Source organism: Phycisphaerales bacterium AB-hyl4, assembly GCA_041821185.1.
Classification (GTDB): domain Bacteria; phylum Planctomycetota; class Phycisphaerae; order Phycisphaerales; family Phycisphaeraceae; genus Natronomicrosphaera; species Natronomicrosphaera hydrolytica.
On the sequence record JBGUBD010000013.1, the window covers coordinates 58,915 to 74,409 of the forward strand.

Below are 15,495 nucleotides of genomic sequence, written 5' to 3' on the forward strand. Positions count from 1 at the left end.
TTCGCTTCCATCCGCAACCCCTTCGCTTCAATCGTCCATGAATCTGATCATCCACATCGATGGTGGCTCGCGCGGCAACCCGGGCCCGGCCGGGGTTGGTGTCGTCCTGCATGATGCAGACACGCGCAAGCCTGTACACGAGGCCGGTTACTTCGTCGGCCGAACCACGAACAATGTCGCCGAATACACCGGCCTGCTGCGCGCCCTGGAAATCGCTCACGAGCACAACGCCGCGAGCGTCACCGTCCATAGCGACTCACAGCTCATGGTCCGCCAGTTGCATGGGCAGTACAAGGTCAAGTCCGCCGACCTCAAGCCGCTGTTCGACAAGGCACGGCAGGCGCTGGGCCGGTTCAAGCAGTGGAAGCTCGACCACGTTCCGCGTGAGAAAAACGAGCGAGCCGACGAGTTGGCCAATCTCGCGATGGACGTGCGGAAAGACGTGATCGCCGTCGTCAACGGGCAGGCGAGCAAATCGACCGCCGCCCCACGCGCGGCCGCAGCAGCGCCGGCGAGCGCGAAAGCCATCGACACCGAGACCATGTGGCAAGTGCGGATCGAAGGCGAGTCTGAGGTCTGCCCCGCTCACATGCCAGCCGACCACGAGTTCACGATGGGCTCGACCGTTGGCGAGCCGAACCTGTGCACCCACGCCGCCACCGCGATCTTCTCCACCCGCCTGCCCAACTGGTCCGCCAGTCGCCGCATGGCCAACGTCCGCTGCGCCGCCTGCGACCGTACGATCCGCATCCGCCGCAGCTAAGTCGCCTGTGATCGACCGACGGTCAGTTCGTTTCGCATGATCGCCATGCTCACACCGCCGGCGATGAGCACCACGACGACCTCCGCGGCGCGGTCGAGCACCGCCGCCGCCGCCGCGGTCGCCGTCTCGACTGGTGCGAGCACGGGGGCGAGCACCGCGATGAGCCATTCGCTCAACCCCAGCCCGCTCGGCGTCAGCCCCACCAGTTTCACCAGCACGCTGGCGGCACTGATGAGCACCGCCTGTTCGTAGCCGATGGGTTGGCCCAGCAGTGCAAACGCCAACCACAGCCGCAGCGCCGCCGCCAGCAGGTCGGCCGTGCGCAGCGGCACCCACAGCCAGCCATGTCGCACCGCTCGGCCGAGCACGCGCCTGCCAATGGCCCCCGTCACGCTCGCCAGCACCACCACCGCCGCCGCCAGCGCCAGCCAGCCCGCCGTAACGCCAGAGACCAGCAGCGCCCCCGCCGCGATGCCTGACACGACCACCGCGAGCGCGAGCACGATTGCCACAATCACCGCCGACTGTCGCAGCGGCAGGTCGTGCCGCCATTTCAGATACGCCGACCGCCCCACCAGCCCCGCTCGCGGCAACGGCAGATAGTTCAACACCGCACTGACGCACACCAGCCCCACCATCCGCGCCGCCCCAACGCCCGGCGACGCGTCAAAGCTCAACGTCACCGCCCAGAACAGCAGCCCCGCCAGCACCAGGTTGCCCAGCACCACCACCGCCAACACGACGAACCCGCTCAACGGCGCATCGGCAAGCACTGTCCAGTCCACCCCGCGCACCGCATACACCACCGCCAGCGCCAGCAGCGCAACGCCGAGCAGCAGGCCCAGGCCACGTCCAAACTGTCGCAAGCGATTCAATGGCATGGCCGAGATCGTAGCAAAGACAGGCCTCTCGCCGAGGCAATCGACGATGAGAAATCAGCAACCAGCCGATCGGGCCGACCCGGCCTCCCGCTCGCGGACTCGCCCAAGGCTCGGCTTTCTCAAACCAGATACCAGCGACGCGAAACCAGAAACCTTCCCAGCGTCGCCTGATTTGCCCCAAGGCGGTACAATGATGGTGGACGGGGTGGCCCGACACTTCAAGGCCGGCCGATTCCTGTGACATGATGGATCATCATTCCCGAAGTACAAAGGTGGGGTGACCGATGGCTCAGCAGGAAACCAACTCGCAACAAGCTCAACCGCAGGAACCCGCCAAGCCGCGCAAGCCGTGGTTCGGTACGCCGACGGCGATCCTCATCCTCGGCCTGCTGGTCTGGGTGCTGGCGCTGGCGGCGGCGGGCGGCGCGACCGTGGCGAATCATATGCTTCTGCAAGATGCCACATTCACCGATGAGCCCACGCGGATCGCTTTCAACTACCTCGTCTACTTCCCGAGCACGCTGCTGGCGGTGCTGGGGGTCGGTATTGTCGTCCTCGCGGCGGTGCGTTGGGGGGTGTACGGCCGAGACGCCGTGGGCGTGCCCGACCATCGCGGCCAACAGGAAGTCGTCGACCTGCTCAAGCAGGTCAACCAGCGCCTGCTGATCAGCGAAGCCGCCAAGCGCATCGCCTACCGCGAGCAGGATCTGCAGGCATTGCGGCACACCATTCAGATGGACGTCGAGCGCGGCCAGTTCGATGCCGCCCTCGTCCTCGTCGGCGAACTCGCCCAGACGTACGGCTATCGCGAGGAAGCCGAAACCTTCCGCGAACAGATTGCCGTCGCACGCTCGGCCGAGCAGGACGCGAAAATCAGCGAATCGCTGGCAAGACTTGACGAAATCCTCGCCCGCCATGACTTTGACCGAGCCGGGCGCGAAGCGGCGAAGATTCAACGCCTCTACCCCGAGTCCGAACGCGTACGCGACGTCACCCGCCGAGTACGCGAAGCTCGCGAGCGTTACAAGATGCAACTCGAGCGCGAGTTTCTCGAAGCGGCGGAGCGAGAAGACATCACGCAGGCGATGAACGTGCTCAAGACAATGGACAAGTACCTCAGCGAAGCCGAGGCCGCGCCACTTCGCGAGACGGCCCGGGGCGTGATCGGCAAGCAGCGCGACAACCTCGGTGTGCAGTTCAAGATCGCTGTGCAGGACAAGGAATGGACCGCCGCGGTGCGCGTGGGCGAACAGATCATCCGCGAGTTTCCCAACACGCGGATGGCTGAGGAAGTGCGAGCGATGATCGACCTGCTGCGCGAACGCGCCGCGGGCCAGCAGGCCGTCCAGGCCACCCCCTGATCGACCGTTCGCTCAACAATCACAGGTATGAATGACAGAAGCCCACACCGTCACAGTGTGGGCTTCGCTCGTTTAGACAACTGAAAAGAGATCAACCGTTTTCGTTCGATGCGGCGACCGCTTGCGCCGCTTCGAGGCTGCGGCGGGAGTCGTAGCCCTGCGCGATCGGCATGCGGCGACCGAAGCCGAACGCTCGGCCGGTGATTTTCAACCCCGGCGCCATCTGCTTGCGTTTGTATTCGTTCACGTCGATCAATCGCACCACTCGCAGCACGACGTCCGCATCGAAGCCGGTTTCCTTGACGATCCGTCGGGCGGACTGCTCCCGTTCGACATAGCGTTCGATGATTTCGTCGAGCACTTCGTAAGCAGGCAGCGAGTCCTGGTCGGTCTGGTCCGGGCGCAACTCGGCGCTTGGCGGTTTGGTGATCGTGTCTTCGGGAATAACCGGCCCGTCGAAGCGTTCGCGAAGCGGCGAGGCGGGGTCGTCGTTGATCCAGCGGGCAAGCTGGTAGACCATCATCTTGGGCACGTCGCTGAGGATCGCCATGCCGCCCGCCATGTCGCCGTAGAGCGTGCAGTAGCCGACGGCGACTTCGCTCTTGTTGCCGGTGGTCACCAGCATCGAGCCGAACTTGTTGGAGAAGGCCATGAGGATGATGCCGCGCACGCGGGCCTGCACGTTCTCTTCCGCCGAGTCGGGGGGCAGGCCCTGGAAGTGCGGCTGCAACAGTTGCTCGAATGCCTGGTGCGGCGCTTCGATTGAGATTTCATCAAACGCGATGCTGAGCTTCTCGGCCAACAGGCGCGCGTCACGCTTCGAGCCTTCGGATGAAAATCGGCTGGGCATGGCGATGCCGCGCACATTCTGCGAGCCCAGCGCTGCGACGCAGATCGCGGCCGACACTGCTGAGTCGATGCCGCCGCTGAGTCCGATCACGACCGACTTAAACCCGCACTTTCGGCAGTAGTCGCGCAGCCCCAGCACCAGCGCGTGATAGGCTGCTTCCAATTCCGACTTCGTACGTACCTCACCCCCGACGGTTGCGGGCAAGTCGGCCGACGGCATGTCCGCCACGGCGCTCGTCGCTTTCCGTGGTTCGGGTTTTTCATTGCCCGCGGCGGGCTCGCCGACGGGCAGGTCGACTAGCAGCAGGTCTTCTTCAAACCCCTTCGCCTCGGCGATGAGGTTGCCGCGGCTGTCGATCACGCAGGAGTACCCGTCGAAAACGAGTTCGTCGTTGCCGCCGACCTGATTGCAGTAGACCAGCGGCAGGCCGTGGCCGCGGGCGGCGCTGGTCATGAGCCTACGGCGGAACGCGTGCTTGCGCACGACGAAAGGCGAGGCCGCGCAGTTAATGAACAGGTCCGCGCCGCGCTGGGCGAGCTGATCGATCGGGTTGTCGTGGTAAAGCTGACGACTGAAAACGCGTTCGTCGTTCCAGAGGTCTTCGCAGATGCTGATGCCGAGCTTCAGCTTGCCGAGGCGGGCGATGTCGACGGCCGGGCCCGGCTCGAAGTAGCGATGCTCGTCGAAGACGTCATAAGTCGGCAGCAGGCTTTTGACATGCCGGTGGATAATCTTCCCGTCGGCACACAGCGCTGCGGCGTTGTAGAGGGCCAACCCGCGCGGCGCGTCGCTGGGGCAGGGGTAGCCGATCACGGCCGCAATATCGTGGCATTCGCTGGCCAGATCCTCCACCGCCTGCACACATTCGCGGATGACCGCCGGCTTCAGCAGCAGGTCCTTGGGCGGATAGCCGACCACCGCCAGCTCGGGCAGCACGATCAAATCGGCCCCCTGCTCGGCGGCCCGGTGTAGAGCCCGGCGGATCAGTGCGGCGTTGCCGTCGATGTCGCCGACGGTCGGGTTTATCTGGGCAAGGGCAATTTTCATAACGCTTCACGGTCACGGGTTTTCGAGTTTCGAGCCTTTGATTGTACGATGTCATGCGGATCGGTGTGCGATCGGCAGCGCCAACCGCAGCCAACCGCCAGGCCGACACAGGTTCGACCCGTTACTGCACGCAATTATTCCTTTATCTGACGGTCGCCAAACGATCTCTCGCTTCACGTGGAAAGGGTTCTCATCATGCGTACGATCACGCTCCTGCTGGTCGCCGGGTTATTCGCCGCGGCCGCGGTCGGCTGCGAAAGCACTTCGCAGCGCGACGCCGAACGGCAACAAACTGCACGCGCGCTCGTTGAGGAAGCCGAGACGTTTCTCGAACGCGGGCTGGAAGACTCGGCGCTGGCGGCGTTCGGCCTGGCGTTGGAAGAGAACCCGCAACTCGCGGCTGCACACATGGGCATGGGGCAGATCTACCTCGGCCGGGGCAACTACGACCTGGCCGGGCCGGCTTATCAACGTGCCACCGAAGTCGAGCCGAGCAATGCTGAAGCCTACTACCGCCTCGGCTTTACGCAGCAGATGCGGGGCAGCGTCGAGCAGTCGTTGCGCAATTACCTGCGTGCGCTGTCGCTCAACCCGGAGCATATGGAAGCGAACCGCGACATCGCGTCGGCGTATTTGCAGGTCGGCCGCGCTGGCGACGCCGTGTCCTACGCACGCCGCGCTGTTCGCCTCAATCCTGATAGCCAGGCAGCCTGGGCCAACCTCGGCGGCGCTTACAGCCTCCTCCGCCGATACGAGGAAGCGCGCGACGCTTACCGGCAGGCGATGGATCTGGGCGAACGGCATCGCCCCGTCATGCTCGGGCTCGCGGAAGCACACCTGCAACTGGGCAGCCATGAGCAGGCCGTCCACGTGCTTGAAGTGTTGCTTGAGGATCACCCGGACTACGGCCTGGCCCACGAACGCATGGGCACGGCGTACTTCCGTCTTGGCGAATACGAAAAGGCGCTGGCCGCGTATGAGCGCGCCCACGAAATCGACGAACGCGACACCTCCGCGCTGAACGGGATCGGTGCGAGTCTGATGACGATGTATCTTGAAACGAATCGGCGGGAGTCGCACTTGCGCGATCGGGCTGTGCGAGCCTGGCAGCAGAGCCTGCGCATCCGCCCCGACCAGCCGCGGATCTCCGACCTGATCGTGCGATTCAGGCGGTCGTGACCAGTGATCAATGTGGAAAGGTTGCTGTCAACGCGGTCAACCTGTTCAGCCCCAGCGTCCAAGCGCGGGAGGACGCCCCCAAGCCAAGCGTAGCGGCTGGGGGTGCCACACAGCAAAAGCGAAGCGTGCTGTGTGCGAAGGACATCCACGGTGATTCGGCACACAGCACCCTGCGGACTGCTGTGTGGCACCCGCTACGTTTGGATGCGGAATGCTCTAAACACTTGGATCGAGTGGGGGCGAGCCCACTTGTCGGCTTGAGCGGGCATCAACCGCCGGCGACGGCTGCGGGCTCGCTGGCCTTTAGCGTCAGGTTCTCGCCGTGCGGCCCCGGCTCGAACACGTGCACACCGGACATGTCGACATACAACGTGACCTGCTGGTCGTCGGCTTCCAACCGCTCGGCCGACACGCGGGCGACGAGCCGCTGCTTGTTGGCCGTCATCACAAACAGGTCCATCGCCGAGCCAAGCGGCTCGACCACGCTCAGCGTACCCGCGAGCTGCTGGTCCGGGCTGTTTGCCTTCTCCGACGCACGCAGGTGCAGCGACTCCGGCCGAACACCGAGCACGACCGGCTGCCCAATCCGCCCGGCGAGGCATTCGGCCTTCTCCGCGTTGAGTTTGATCTTGCCCGACTCGCCGACGAACCACGTATCATCGCCTTCCTGTTTCAACTCGCCTTCAAGGAAGTTCATCGGCGGCATACCGAGGAAACCCGCCACGAAGCGGTTCGCCGGGTAGTGATAGATGTTCAACGGGCCGTCGGCCTGCTGGATGATCCCGCCGTCCATGACCACGACGATGTCGCCGAGCGTCATCGCCTCTTCCTGATCGTGGGTCACGTAAACCGTCGTCGTCTTAAGCCGATGATGCAGCCGCTTCAACTCGGCCCGCATCTCGACGCGCAGCTTCGCGTCCAGGTTGGACAGCGGTTCGTCAAAGAGGAAGCACGCCGGGTCGCGGACGATCGCCCGGCCGACTGCGACGCGCTGCCGCTGACCGCCGGAGAGCGCTTTGGGCTTTCGGTCGAGGTAGTCGTCGAGGCCCAGAATGGCGGAGGCGTCACGTACCCGTCGCTCGATCTCGGCTTTGGGGAACTTGCGTAGCTTCAACCCGAAGGCCATGTTCTTGTAAACGCTCATGTGCGGGTAGAGCGCGTAGTTCTGAAAGACCATCGCGATGTCGCGGTTTTTCGGCGCGACGTCGTTGACGACGCGATCGCCGATGCGGACCTCGCCTTCGGTGATTTCTTCCAGGCCGGCGATCATGCGCAGCGTCGTACTCTTGCCGCAGCCGGACGGCCCCACGAGCACGACGAATCGCCCGTCAGGGATGGTCATGCTGATGGAATCCACCGCTTTGACGTCGCCGGGGTAAACCTTGCTGATGCGATCGAGTACAACTTCTGCCATGCCAGGTCATCTCCTGAAGACTGAACAGTCCGAGCAACGCTTACGCAAGTGCCTTCGCAGGCAGGCGCTGCCATACCATGCCACCGAAAGCCGAAAGACCTCTGCTCGTCGGCCCGACGAGGTCAGCGGTCTGTTCCCCAGTGTATATCAATACGCGTTTTCGAGCATGCCCGCTTTGTGAAAATCCACGTGAATCGGCGAAAACCCGCCTGCAGGCCCCGCCCCTGCTCCCCCCAGCCACGCAAAAAACCCACGGCGACCGTAGCCGCCATGGGTTTCAGCGATCCGACCACTTACGCCACCGTCTCTCACCCAGGCTGGTCGACCTGCTCCGTGAAGGCTCGCGCCCGGCGGTTCAGTTCGTCGGGCGAGACATCTTCCACGTGCGTCGCGATCGACCACGCATTGCCCCACGGGTCGCGTACGCTCGCGAAGCGGTCGCCCCAGAACATGTCCGCCGGCTCCATGACCGACGTGGCCCCCGCTTCCATCAACTTGCGGTACACCGCGTCAACCTCGTCCACGTAGACGTACAGCGCCCCCGGCATGGGGCCCATCTGTTCGCACGCCTCGCTGATCATGATCAGCGAATCGCCGATGCGAACCTCCGCGTGCATGATCGCCCCGTCCGGCCGATCGTGCCGCCCGACCTCCGACCCGCCGAACACCTGCTCGATAAACGCCACCAACTTGTCCGCACCGGCCACCGTCAGGTACGGCGTCACCGTGTGATAACCCTTCGGAATCGTCTTGACCTGCCCCATGATCGTGCTCCTGACTTTCAAAATATTTCCATTCCACTTCAACGCATCAACCGCTCACGGCTTCAAATCCATCAACGCATTGCCCGTCTCACAATCAAACGGCGCCGAATCGTGCGTGTGAGCGATCCGCCACTCGCCATCCAGTTTGCGGAAGCAAAGCGTCGTCCGCGCCCAGAAGTCATGCGACTCGCCATCGCCGCCCATGCCCCGAATGTTGGTCAGGCAATGAGCGAACGCCACGTCGTCACCGGCAAACACCGTCAGGTCACGCACCTCAAAGCTAAGCTCACCTTTGGTGAAGGCGAAACACTGCTCCCAGTTGTGACGATATTCCTCCAGCGAAATACGCAACGGCGGTACGGCATCAAACGCAGTCATCTGCGACGCGTAAAAACGCATCACCGCATCCACATCCTTCTCGCGTATCGCATGGACCCACGAATTAACCAGTTCGCGTATCCGTGCTTCGTTTGCAACAGCGGGGGCTTCGGTATTCATCATGGTTCTCCTGACTTCACTGCCAAATTCATCACTCGTCGATCAACTACGCGGGCAAGCGACGCGCTCACCCGCACGCTCACCCATACGTCGGCTTCTGCGGCCAGCCGGCGGGCGAATCCTCAAAGTCTTCCTGCCGACCGTAAGGCGTCACATCGAGCAGGCTGTAGGCATCGGTCAACCGTTCGACGCCACGCGCGTACGACGAGTAGGTGTGAAAAATGTCGCGGTCCATGCGGAAGAACACGCTCAGGCCATGCGATTCGCCCTTGAAGGTCGAGTCCGGCTTCTCGCGGAAGTTGTTTTCAATGGGCGCGACGGTGTGATCCAGCGTCGCGTGAAAGTCATAGTTGAAGTCGCTGCCGAACGACGAGTACCAGTCGTGCTTCCAGCCCTTCGCCTGGCGGTAGGGATCGAAGGTTGCAACCGGTGCGCGTGACACGAGCGCGAAACTCGTATCGCGTTCGTTCAGCTTGGTCAGATCGCCCAGCGAATCGACAAAGTCTGTGCAGCCGTCACACCCCTGCTCCCACGCGGGGTCGAACATGAAGTGGTAGACGATCAACTGTCGTCGCCCCTGAAACAAGTCGAGCAGGGTTGCTTCCGCGTCGCGAGGCGCCGGGCCCTTGAAGCGGTAGTCTTTCTCAAGCTTGACCATCGGCAGCCGACGTCGCTCGGCGTTCAACGCGTCGTACTGCCGCGTCAACGCCTTCTCCTTCTCCAGCAACTGCACCCGCGCCGCCCGCCAGGAGGCCCGGTCGCTAATCGGCGGATGCGCAAGTTGCGTTTCCGGCGGTGTCGCCTGGCCCGCTTTACTGTCACAGCATGGTCGCGTCATGTTTTTCCCCGTTTCGCTGCCGAGGCATGAACACGCCCCGACTTAATTATGTAGTTATTACTATATATTATGCTTGAGAACTCAGGTCAAGCAGAATAATGTAATGACGACGAAAAAATTCAACGGAGATCTGGATGCCGCGAGGCCGACCGCGTGAATTTGATATTGAGCAGGCCCTGGACACCGCTTTGGAGGTGTTCTGGCGTCATGGCTACGAAGGCACTTCGCTGGCACAGCTCAGCGAGGCGATGGATATCAATCTGCCCAGCCTCTACGCGGCGTTCGGCAACAAGGAGGCGCTGTTCACCAAGGTCGTCGATCGCTACATCGAGAAGCCGGCGTCTTACCTGCTCAAGGCGATCCAGCAGCCCACCGCGCGGGCCGTGGCGGAGCAGGCCTTCCGCGGCGCGATCGACATGATCAGCAAGCCCGGTGCTGGAGACGGCTGCCTGCTGGTGCACGGCGCGCTGGCGTCAGGCCCGACGGCGGCGTCTATCCGCGAGCAGTTGAACAACCGCCGCGCCGGCGCGGAAGCCGCCGTCTGCCAACGCCTCGAACACGCCAAGGCGGTGGGCGACCTGCCTGCCGACGCCGACCCGGTGCAACTCGCCCGCTACCTGATGACCGTCATCTGGGGCCTGTCCGTTCAAGCGGCGGGCGGCGCGACGCGCAGACAGCTCAAACAGACCGCTGCGCTCGCGATGGAGGCCTGGCCCACGTAGGCCGGCACAAGCCTGTCATCGCACTGACGTTCGGCACCCATAACGATGGCCTTTTGCTGTTGGTTGCGATCGCGTGGATCTACGGCTTCGCCAACCTTGTTCTGGCCCGCGGGTACATGCGCGTTGGTGGAATCGTCGTGGCACCCGTGTGGGCGTTTGCCGTGGGCTTTGTCACCTGGCCCATCATCGTGCTGACCAGCGAACCGCTGGGCGTGATTATCGGGATGCTGATCCATGTGGCCTCGCCGTTCGTGACTTGGTACGGCCTGACGGATCGCGCCCTCGATGAGTCAGCGACGTCAAAGGGCGCGAAGAAAGCCCCGGTGGCGAGCGGCCATGATCAAAAAGAAAGTTGCCGGGACTCCTACGCGTAAGAATCTTTACCACGCCCCCACCCCTTCGCCCGCGAGGTCACCGGTTATGTCCCTTCCGCCACGCTCTCAATTTCCAAAGGACGCGTCACGATGATGGACACGATCACCCCCGTCGATACTGAGTTGAAATCACTACGCAGACAAGTCACGAACTGCCGCCGAATGATCTTGTTGGGCGGTGCGCTGGTGGCCGTGCTGTTAATCCTTGGAATGCAGAGTCAACCGAGCCAAGACGTCGTGCGGGCGCAGCGGTTTGAAGTTGTCGACGAACAGGGACGCGTACGGGCCGTGCTGAGCACCCTCCGAGGTGGCGGGCATCCGACCTTGACATTTCTGGACGCTGAGGGCAACGACCGCATCAACCTTCATGCTGTGCCGCACAGAGGCCCCATGATGGAGTTCATCGACGACAACAAACGGGCCAGAATGCGCCTGTCGCTGCTTCCCGATGGCAACCCAATTCTGGTCATGAACGACCCTGACGGCCAGGCTCGTATGAGCATGCTGCTCCGGATGAACGATGGCGGGCCGTTCATTCGCGTGCTTGACGATCGACAGCGTGTGCGCGGCACATTCGGCCTCACGCGTGCCGTCGCCCCGAAAGCGTGCGATGTGCTTTCCTTTGCCAGCCATGCGCCCTAGCTTGCCAGACTGAGGCGCGCAATCTTCCCTTTTTGATAAGAAAGTCAGTGGGCACGGTTGCGATGAGGGGTGCTTCCGTTATGGTGGAATGGTGGCAACCGCCGTTGCGGTCGTCTTTTGAGGGGCAGACATTCCAGCAGGCATCTACGCCTCCTCCCTTCATTCTCGGTACGTTCCGCCGTCTGCCGGAGTGCCCGAGTCAAGTTTTCGTGAGAGGTGTGATGTGACGCGATCATCGATTAATCTTTTGGCAGCGCGCAAAGTGTGCTGGGTCGGCGCTTGCGCCACTACGCTGACTCTTTTTGCTTTCCCCGCGGCGTCGGTTCATGCGGAGGAGGCCGGCCGGACGGTCAACATTGCCGAGATCGGCTCGTCGCTGCTCAACAGCGACCTGACGATGGGCGCCTCGATGGGCGGCACGACCGTCAACGATGCGGGGCAGGTGCTGTTCCTCTCGCGCGTTCAAGGCACGGACAACTCGAATGACAACGCCTATTTTATCGGTTCGTCCGAGGGGTTGAACCTTGTTGCGCTTCGCCATCAGGAACTGCCCAACGGGGGAACGCTGGCCTCGTTCCGAGGTGCTGTCCTTAACAATGCCGGCGATGTCGCGTTCGCGGCCGCGATTAACGACTCAGGCTCCGACTATCGAGGCATTTTTGTCGGCTCGGGAGACGGGCTGACACAGTACGCCCGCGTGGACCAGGAACTCGCTGCGGGTGACGGTGGCGGCTCCCTCACCGGCGGTGCGATGGGGAACTTGCAATTCAACGACGCCGGCCGAGCGATCTTCACCGCGGGGATCAGTCATGACGGCGACGGACGCCGAGGCATCTTCAGTACGTCGGGTGCGGGCTTGACCGAGTTAGTCCGCGAGTACCAGGACATTTCTGGCACCGACGGAAGGCCGTTCTGGCAAACCGTAGCGTCGAGGCCCGGCCCGGACTTCTCCAGCAACAACATCGGGCAAGCCGTGTTCAACGCTGAGGTCGATGCGCCGGCTGGTGTACTGAACTACTTTGCAACGTTCATCAGCAACAATGGGAATGTGTCGCTTCTCAGCAGCTCCAACGACCCATTGCACATCGGAAACGGCGAAAGACTCCACACCATCACGGACACTTCGATTAACGATGACGGCGTGATCACCTTTCGAGGGACCATACGTAACCAAGATGGCAATGCCATCGACAACTCTCTGGGTTATTTTCGCTATGACCAGGGGCAAATCACCGAACTCGTCCGCCAGGGCGACACCGTCCCCGATGGCGACGGCACGTTCAACAACCTGACGACCGGCAATACCTTGAAGCATAACGACGTCGGCCAGATGGCCTTCCGTTCCACCGTGACCGACGGGCCCGACGGCATCTTCCGAGCCTCGTCCGACGGAGTGGTTCAGATCGCCCGCATCGGCGACGCGCTCACTGACGATGCGACTCTCAGCAGCCTCCTGAGTAGCGCGATGATTGACATCAACGACTCGGGGACGGTCGCTTACCGCGCCGTGGTGACGGTGGGAAGTCAGAACCGCAACGCAATTTATCTGTCCGACGGCATCGACACGGTGCAAGCGGTGCGCCGGGGTGTCCCTGCCGGCGACACATCGATCTTCAGCTTGGTGACAACCCAGGAAGCGGGCCTGAACAAGCACGGCCAGGTCGCGTATCGCGCCAACGGCACGGGTTCGGCGGCCAATCAGATCGTCAACCTCTTCACCCCCGACCTGCACTACCGCGTCAGCGACGACGGCAGCTTCGACGACGGCATGAACTGGACCCTCTCGCTCACGCCGGGCAATCCGCACGACGTGTTCCTGGCCTCGGACTCTAACGTGACCGTCACCGCCGACGCAGGCGAACGCAACGTCAACAGCCTCGAAATCGGCGGCGGGGCCGGCCAAGCGGCGCTGCACCTCGTGCAGAACAGCACGATCAACGTCGCTGAGCAGGTGACCGTCAAGGCGGGCGGCACGCTGGGCGGCGAAGGTTCGATCACCGGCGACGTCGTCAACCTGAGCGGGTTCGTCTCCCCGGGCTCCTCCCCGGGTATCCTCAGCGTCACCGGCGATTACACGCAGGATGAAGACGGCACGCTGCTCATCGAGATCGGCGGCCTGAACGCTGGGATCGACTACGACGTGCTGGACATCGGCGGCGACGCGGTGCTCGGCGGCGAGCTGGTCCTGCGATTCATCGACGGATTCGCCCCTACGCAGGACGACGAATTCGACTTCATGCAGGTGTTCGGCGATACGTTCGAGAACTTCGAGCTGGTCACGATCGAAAACCTCGAGGACGACTTCGAATACGACATCGTCGGCGTCGGCACGCTGGTTGCGCTCAATGACGGGACATTCATTCCCGAGCCCGGCACGCTGGCCCTGCTGAGCATGGGCGGGCTGATGCTGGTGCGTCGACGCAGCCGGGGATAACCCAGGGTCATTGCATCTAAATCAACGGATGGGTGATCCGCAGCGCTCGCGCCGCTCCAAAAACCCGCACTATAGCCCCCTGCTGGGAGTCTGCAGCAGCCTGCTAGAGAGTAAAGCGACTCTTGTTTTTCATTGCTGCCGGGATCGGCGCGGCAAGCTTCTTGTTCGTTGTGCTGACGGAGTTCGCCTTCGACGACACCACGTTGTGGGGACGCCCCTTGCCTGTGTCACCGTCGGGTCCCTCGGAGGATTGGTGCTTTGGGGGCGCGACAGGCTTAGGAGTCCGTCAAGACCCCGACCGACCCGCAACGCGGTAATTACCAACTGCACCTCTCCAGCGATGCCCTCAATCTCCAGTGATTGCTAACACGAACCTTTTGCCCCCCCCACCTCTGCCGCTGCTCCTCCCATCGCACCGGTAGTTCCCGCCGCAGCTTCTCAATGCTGATGCCGTTGGGCTCGTCGCTGCGCAGGGTCGCTTCCACGACGTCGTGGGCGAGCGAGGTCAGCCGCAGCAGCCATCCCACTACGGACTGAGACGGCCGAACTGCTGGCCCAGCATCTGGCGAACCGGCTGCCAGCCTCGCCAGCATTCGACATGCCGGCAAAGTACGAAACGGCGGACCTACTGCGGGCCGATCTGGCCGCCTCTCGGCTGCGCTGGATCGCAGAAGCCAGGACGCCGCAGGAGCGGGCCAAGCGGGCTCAGGGCGGCTTCCTGGCCGATGTGGATGCCGAGGGGCGGCGCATTGACTTCCACGCCCTGCGGACGACCTGTGGCACGTGGCTGGACAACGCCGGCGTCGCGGCCAGTGTGGCCCGCCGAATCACAGGCCATGCCGATGAGCGTGTCCTGCGGCGACACTACCAGCGCACGCCACTGAAGCAGACGCGAGCGGCGATCGAGCTGTTTCCGTCCATGCAGTCGGACGTTCTCACAGGACGCCCCGATACCCCCGCCTATAACCCCGACAGTAGCGACGATAAACGGCGATACTCAGCGGCAAACGGCGTGACGAAAGAGAGGGCAAGCACTGCCCCAAAAACGTCTGAGAAGGCCGGTTTTCAGGCTGAAAAACAAAAAAACCCCGCGAAAACGCGGGGTTTCTTAAAAGCGAGGGTGACGGGGCTCGAACCCGCAACCTCCGGATCGACAGTCCGGTGCTCTGACCAATTGAGCTACACCCCCATACTCGCTTGTCCGTCCACCCAGCATGCTGGGCGAGCCGGATACTTTACCCATGCTGGCGAACTTGTCAACCAAGCCAGCATTGTGGAAAACCTGAACCACGAACGCAGCGGCGATCGGCAATCAATCACCCGATCGGCTGCTCGACCGCAACTCGCGAGCTCGATCGCGTAACGCGTCCTCGTCCACGTCCTCCGCGGCCGGGGCGGGGATGAGCGAGAAATGCCAGTGAATGTCGCTTCGCATGCCGGGAATCATCTCCGCGATCAGGTCCGGGCCGGGGTACTCCCACCAGGGGGCACGGGCGCGGGCGGCGGTCCACAGCGGCTCGTGGGCCTCGGCTTCGAGGCGGACGTCGTACTTGCCATAGAACGTAAACGGCACGCTCAGCGGCGTTCGGCCAACCTCTTCATCATTGAGGTGCACCAGGGCGCCGCTCGGCTCGGAGGTCAGGTGAATCGTTCGCTGGACGCAGGCGGTGCCTGTCAGGGCGAGCGTGAGCAGCAACAGCAAGAGGGTTGGGCGTGGCATGGCAGGAT

General features: G+C 63.1%; 14 protein-coding genes and 1 tRNA gene. 7 read left to right on the forward strand and 8 right to left on the reverse strand.

Features of this window, described 5'->3' with window-relative positions; translation table 11 throughout:
• Positions 1–37 precede the first annotated feature (37 nt).
• The gene (locus tag ACERK3_16755) at positions 38–763 is read left to right on the forward strand and encodes a ribonuclease HI family protein (protein ID MFA9479936.1); all 726 of its coding nucleotides are present in this window, start codon (positions 38–40) and stop codon (positions 761–763) included.
• Here the strand turns inward: ACERK3_16755 and ACERK3_16760 are convergent.
• A complete protein-coding gene (locus ACERK3_16760) occupies positions 760–1,644 on the reverse strand; it encodes a lysylphosphatidylglycerol synthase domain-containing protein (protein ID MFA9479937.1) in 885 nt (294 codons plus the stop codon). The genes ACERK3_16755 and ACERK3_16760 overlap by 4 nt on opposite strands.
• 284 nt (positions 1,645–1,928) lie before the next feature.
• Here ACERK3_16760 and ACERK3_16765 point away from each other — a divergent pair, with 284 nt between their 5' ends.
• Complete coding sequence (locus ACERK3_16765; protein ID MFA9479938.1) at positions 1,929–3,005, forward strand: hypothetical protein; 1,077 nt, start codon at positions 1,929–1,931, stop codon at positions 3,003–3,005.
• 91 nt (positions 3,006–3,096) lie between these two features.
• Here the strand turns inward: ACERK3_16765 and ACERK3_16770 are convergent, their stop codons facing one another.
• A complete protein-coding gene (locus ACERK3_16770) occupies positions 3,097–4,902 on the reverse strand; it encodes an NAD+ synthase (protein ID MFA9479939.1) in 1,806 nt (601 codons plus the stop codon).
• A 195-nt stretch (positions 4,903–5,097) separates the two neighbouring features.
• On the opposite strand from ACERK3_16770, the gene ACERK3_16775 reads away from it, so the two are divergent.
• Positions 5,098–6,081, forward strand: a complete 984-nt coding sequence (locus ACERK3_16775) for a tetratricopeptide repeat protein (GenBank protein MFA9479940.1) — start codon at positions 5,098–5,100, stop codon at positions 6,079–6,081.
• A gap of 268 nt (positions 6,082–6,349) precedes the next feature.
• On the opposite strand, the gene ACERK3_16780 is transcribed toward ACERK3_16775, so the two are convergent.
• From ACERK3_16780 to ACERK3_16795, 4 genes are all read right to left on the reverse strand, one after another.
• Positions 6,350–7,495 (reverse strand): ABC transporter ATP-binding protein, encoded by a 1,146-nt coding sequence (locus tag ACERK3_16780; protein ID MFA9479941.1) that lies wholly within the window; start codon positions 7,493–7,495, stop codon positions 6,350–6,352.
• Positions 7,496–7,803: 308 nt separating this feature from the next.
• Positions 7,804–8,259 (reverse strand): VOC family protein, encoded by a 456-nt coding sequence (locus ACERK3_16785; protein MFA9479942.1) that lies wholly within the window; start codon positions 8,257–8,259, stop codon positions 7,804–7,806.
• A gap of 54 nt (positions 8,260–8,313) precedes the next feature.
• Positions 8,314–8,760, reverse strand: a complete 447-nt coding sequence (locus ACERK3_16790; protein MFA9479943.1) for an SgcJ/EcaC family oxidoreductase — start codon at positions 8,758–8,760, stop codon at positions 8,314–8,316.
• Positions 8,761–8,836: 76 nt separating this feature from the next.
• Positions 8,837–9,595, reverse strand: a complete 759-nt coding sequence (locus ACERK3_16795) for a DUF899 domain-containing protein (protein ID MFA9479944.1) — start codon at positions 9,593–9,595, stop codon at positions 8,837–8,839.
• Positions 9,596–9,729: 134 nt separating this feature from the next.
• Between ACERK3_16795 and ACERK3_16800 the strand changes: the two genes are divergently transcribed.
• From ACERK3_16800 to ACERK3_16815, 4 genes are all read left to right on the forward strand, one after another.
• Entirely contained in the window at positions 9,730–10,317 is a 588-nt protein-coding gene (locus tag ACERK3_16800; GenBank protein ID MFA9479945.1) for a TetR/AcrR family transcriptional regulator, read from the forward strand.
• Positions 10,318–10,370: 53 nt separating this feature from the next.
• Complete coding sequence (locus ACERK3_16805) at positions 10,371–10,691, forward strand: hypothetical protein (GenBank protein ID MFA9479946.1); 321 nt, start codon at positions 10,371–10,373, stop codon at positions 10,689–10,691.
• 90 nt (positions 10,692–10,781) lie between these two features.
• On the forward strand, positions 10,782–11,333 hold the full coding sequence (locus ACERK3_16810; protein ID MFA9479947.1) for a hypothetical protein: 552 nt from the start codon (positions 10,782–10,784) through the stop codon (positions 11,331–11,333).
• A 247-nt stretch (positions 11,334–11,580) separates the two neighbouring features.
• Complete coding sequence (locus ACERK3_16815) at positions 11,581–13,767, forward strand: choice-of-anchor tandem repeat NxxGxxAF-containing protein (GenBank protein ID MFA9479948.1); 2,187 nt, start codon at positions 11,581–11,583, stop codon at positions 13,765–13,767.
• A gap of 1,115 nt (positions 13,768–14,882) precedes the next feature.
• Here the strand turns inward: ACERK3_16815 and ACERK3_16820 are convergent.
• Positions 14,883–14,956, reverse strand: a tRNA-Asp gene (locus ACERK3_16820).
• 123 nt (positions 14,957–15,079) lie between these two features.
• Complete coding sequence (locus ACERK3_16825) at positions 15,080–15,487, reverse strand: PEGA domain-containing protein (protein ID MFA9479949.1); 408 nt, start codon at positions 15,485–15,487, stop codon at positions 15,080–15,082.
• Between the last annotated feature and the right edge of the window lie 8 nt (positions 15,488–15,495).

Coding starts and splice junctions, on each gene's coding strand:
- ACERK3_16755 (MFA9479936.1), top strand. CDS start 38: ATGAATCTGATCATCCACATCGATGGTGGCTCGCGCGGCAACCCGGGC.
- ACERK3_16760 (MFA9479937.1), bottom strand. CDS start 1,644: ATGCCATTGAATCGCTTGCGACAGTTTGGACGTGGCCTGGGCCTGCTG.
- ACERK3_16765 (MFA9479938.1), top strand. CDS start 1,929: ATGGCTCAGCAGGAAACCAACTCGCAACAAGCTCAACCGCAGGAACCC.
- ACERK3_16770 (MFA9479939.1), bottom strand. CDS start 4,902: ATGAAAATTGCCCTTGCCCAGATAAACCCGACCGTCGGCGACATCGAC.
- ACERK3_16775 (MFA9479940.1), top strand. CDS start 5,098: ATGCGTACGATCACGCTCCTGCTGGTCGCCGGGTTATTCGCCGCGGCC.
- ACERK3_16780 (MFA9479941.1), bottom strand. CDS start 7,495: ATGGCAGAAGTTGTACTCGATCGCATCAGCAAGGTTTACCCCGGCGAC.
- ACERK3_16785 (MFA9479942.1), bottom strand. CDS start 8,259: ATGGGGCAGGTCAAGACGATTCCGAAGGGTTATCACACGGTGACGCCG.
- ACERK3_16790 (MFA9479943.1), bottom strand. CDS start 8,760: ATGATGAATACCGAAGCCCCCGCTGTTGCAAACGAAGCACGGATACGC.
- ACERK3_16795 (MFA9479944.1), bottom strand. CDS start 9,595: ATGACGCGACCATGCTGTGACAGTAAAGCGGGCCAGGCGACACCGCCG.
- ACERK3_16800 (MFA9479945.1), top strand. CDS start 9,730: ATGCCGCGAGGCCGACCGCGTGAATTTGATATTGAGCAGGCCCTGGAC.
- ACERK3_16810 (MFA9479947.1), top strand. CDS start 10,782: ATGATGGACACGATCACCCCCGTCGATACTGAGTTGAAATCACTACGC.
- ACERK3_16825 (MFA9479949.1), bottom strand. CDS start 15,487: ATGCCACGCCCAACCCTCTTGCTGTTGCTGCTCACGCTCGCCCTGACA.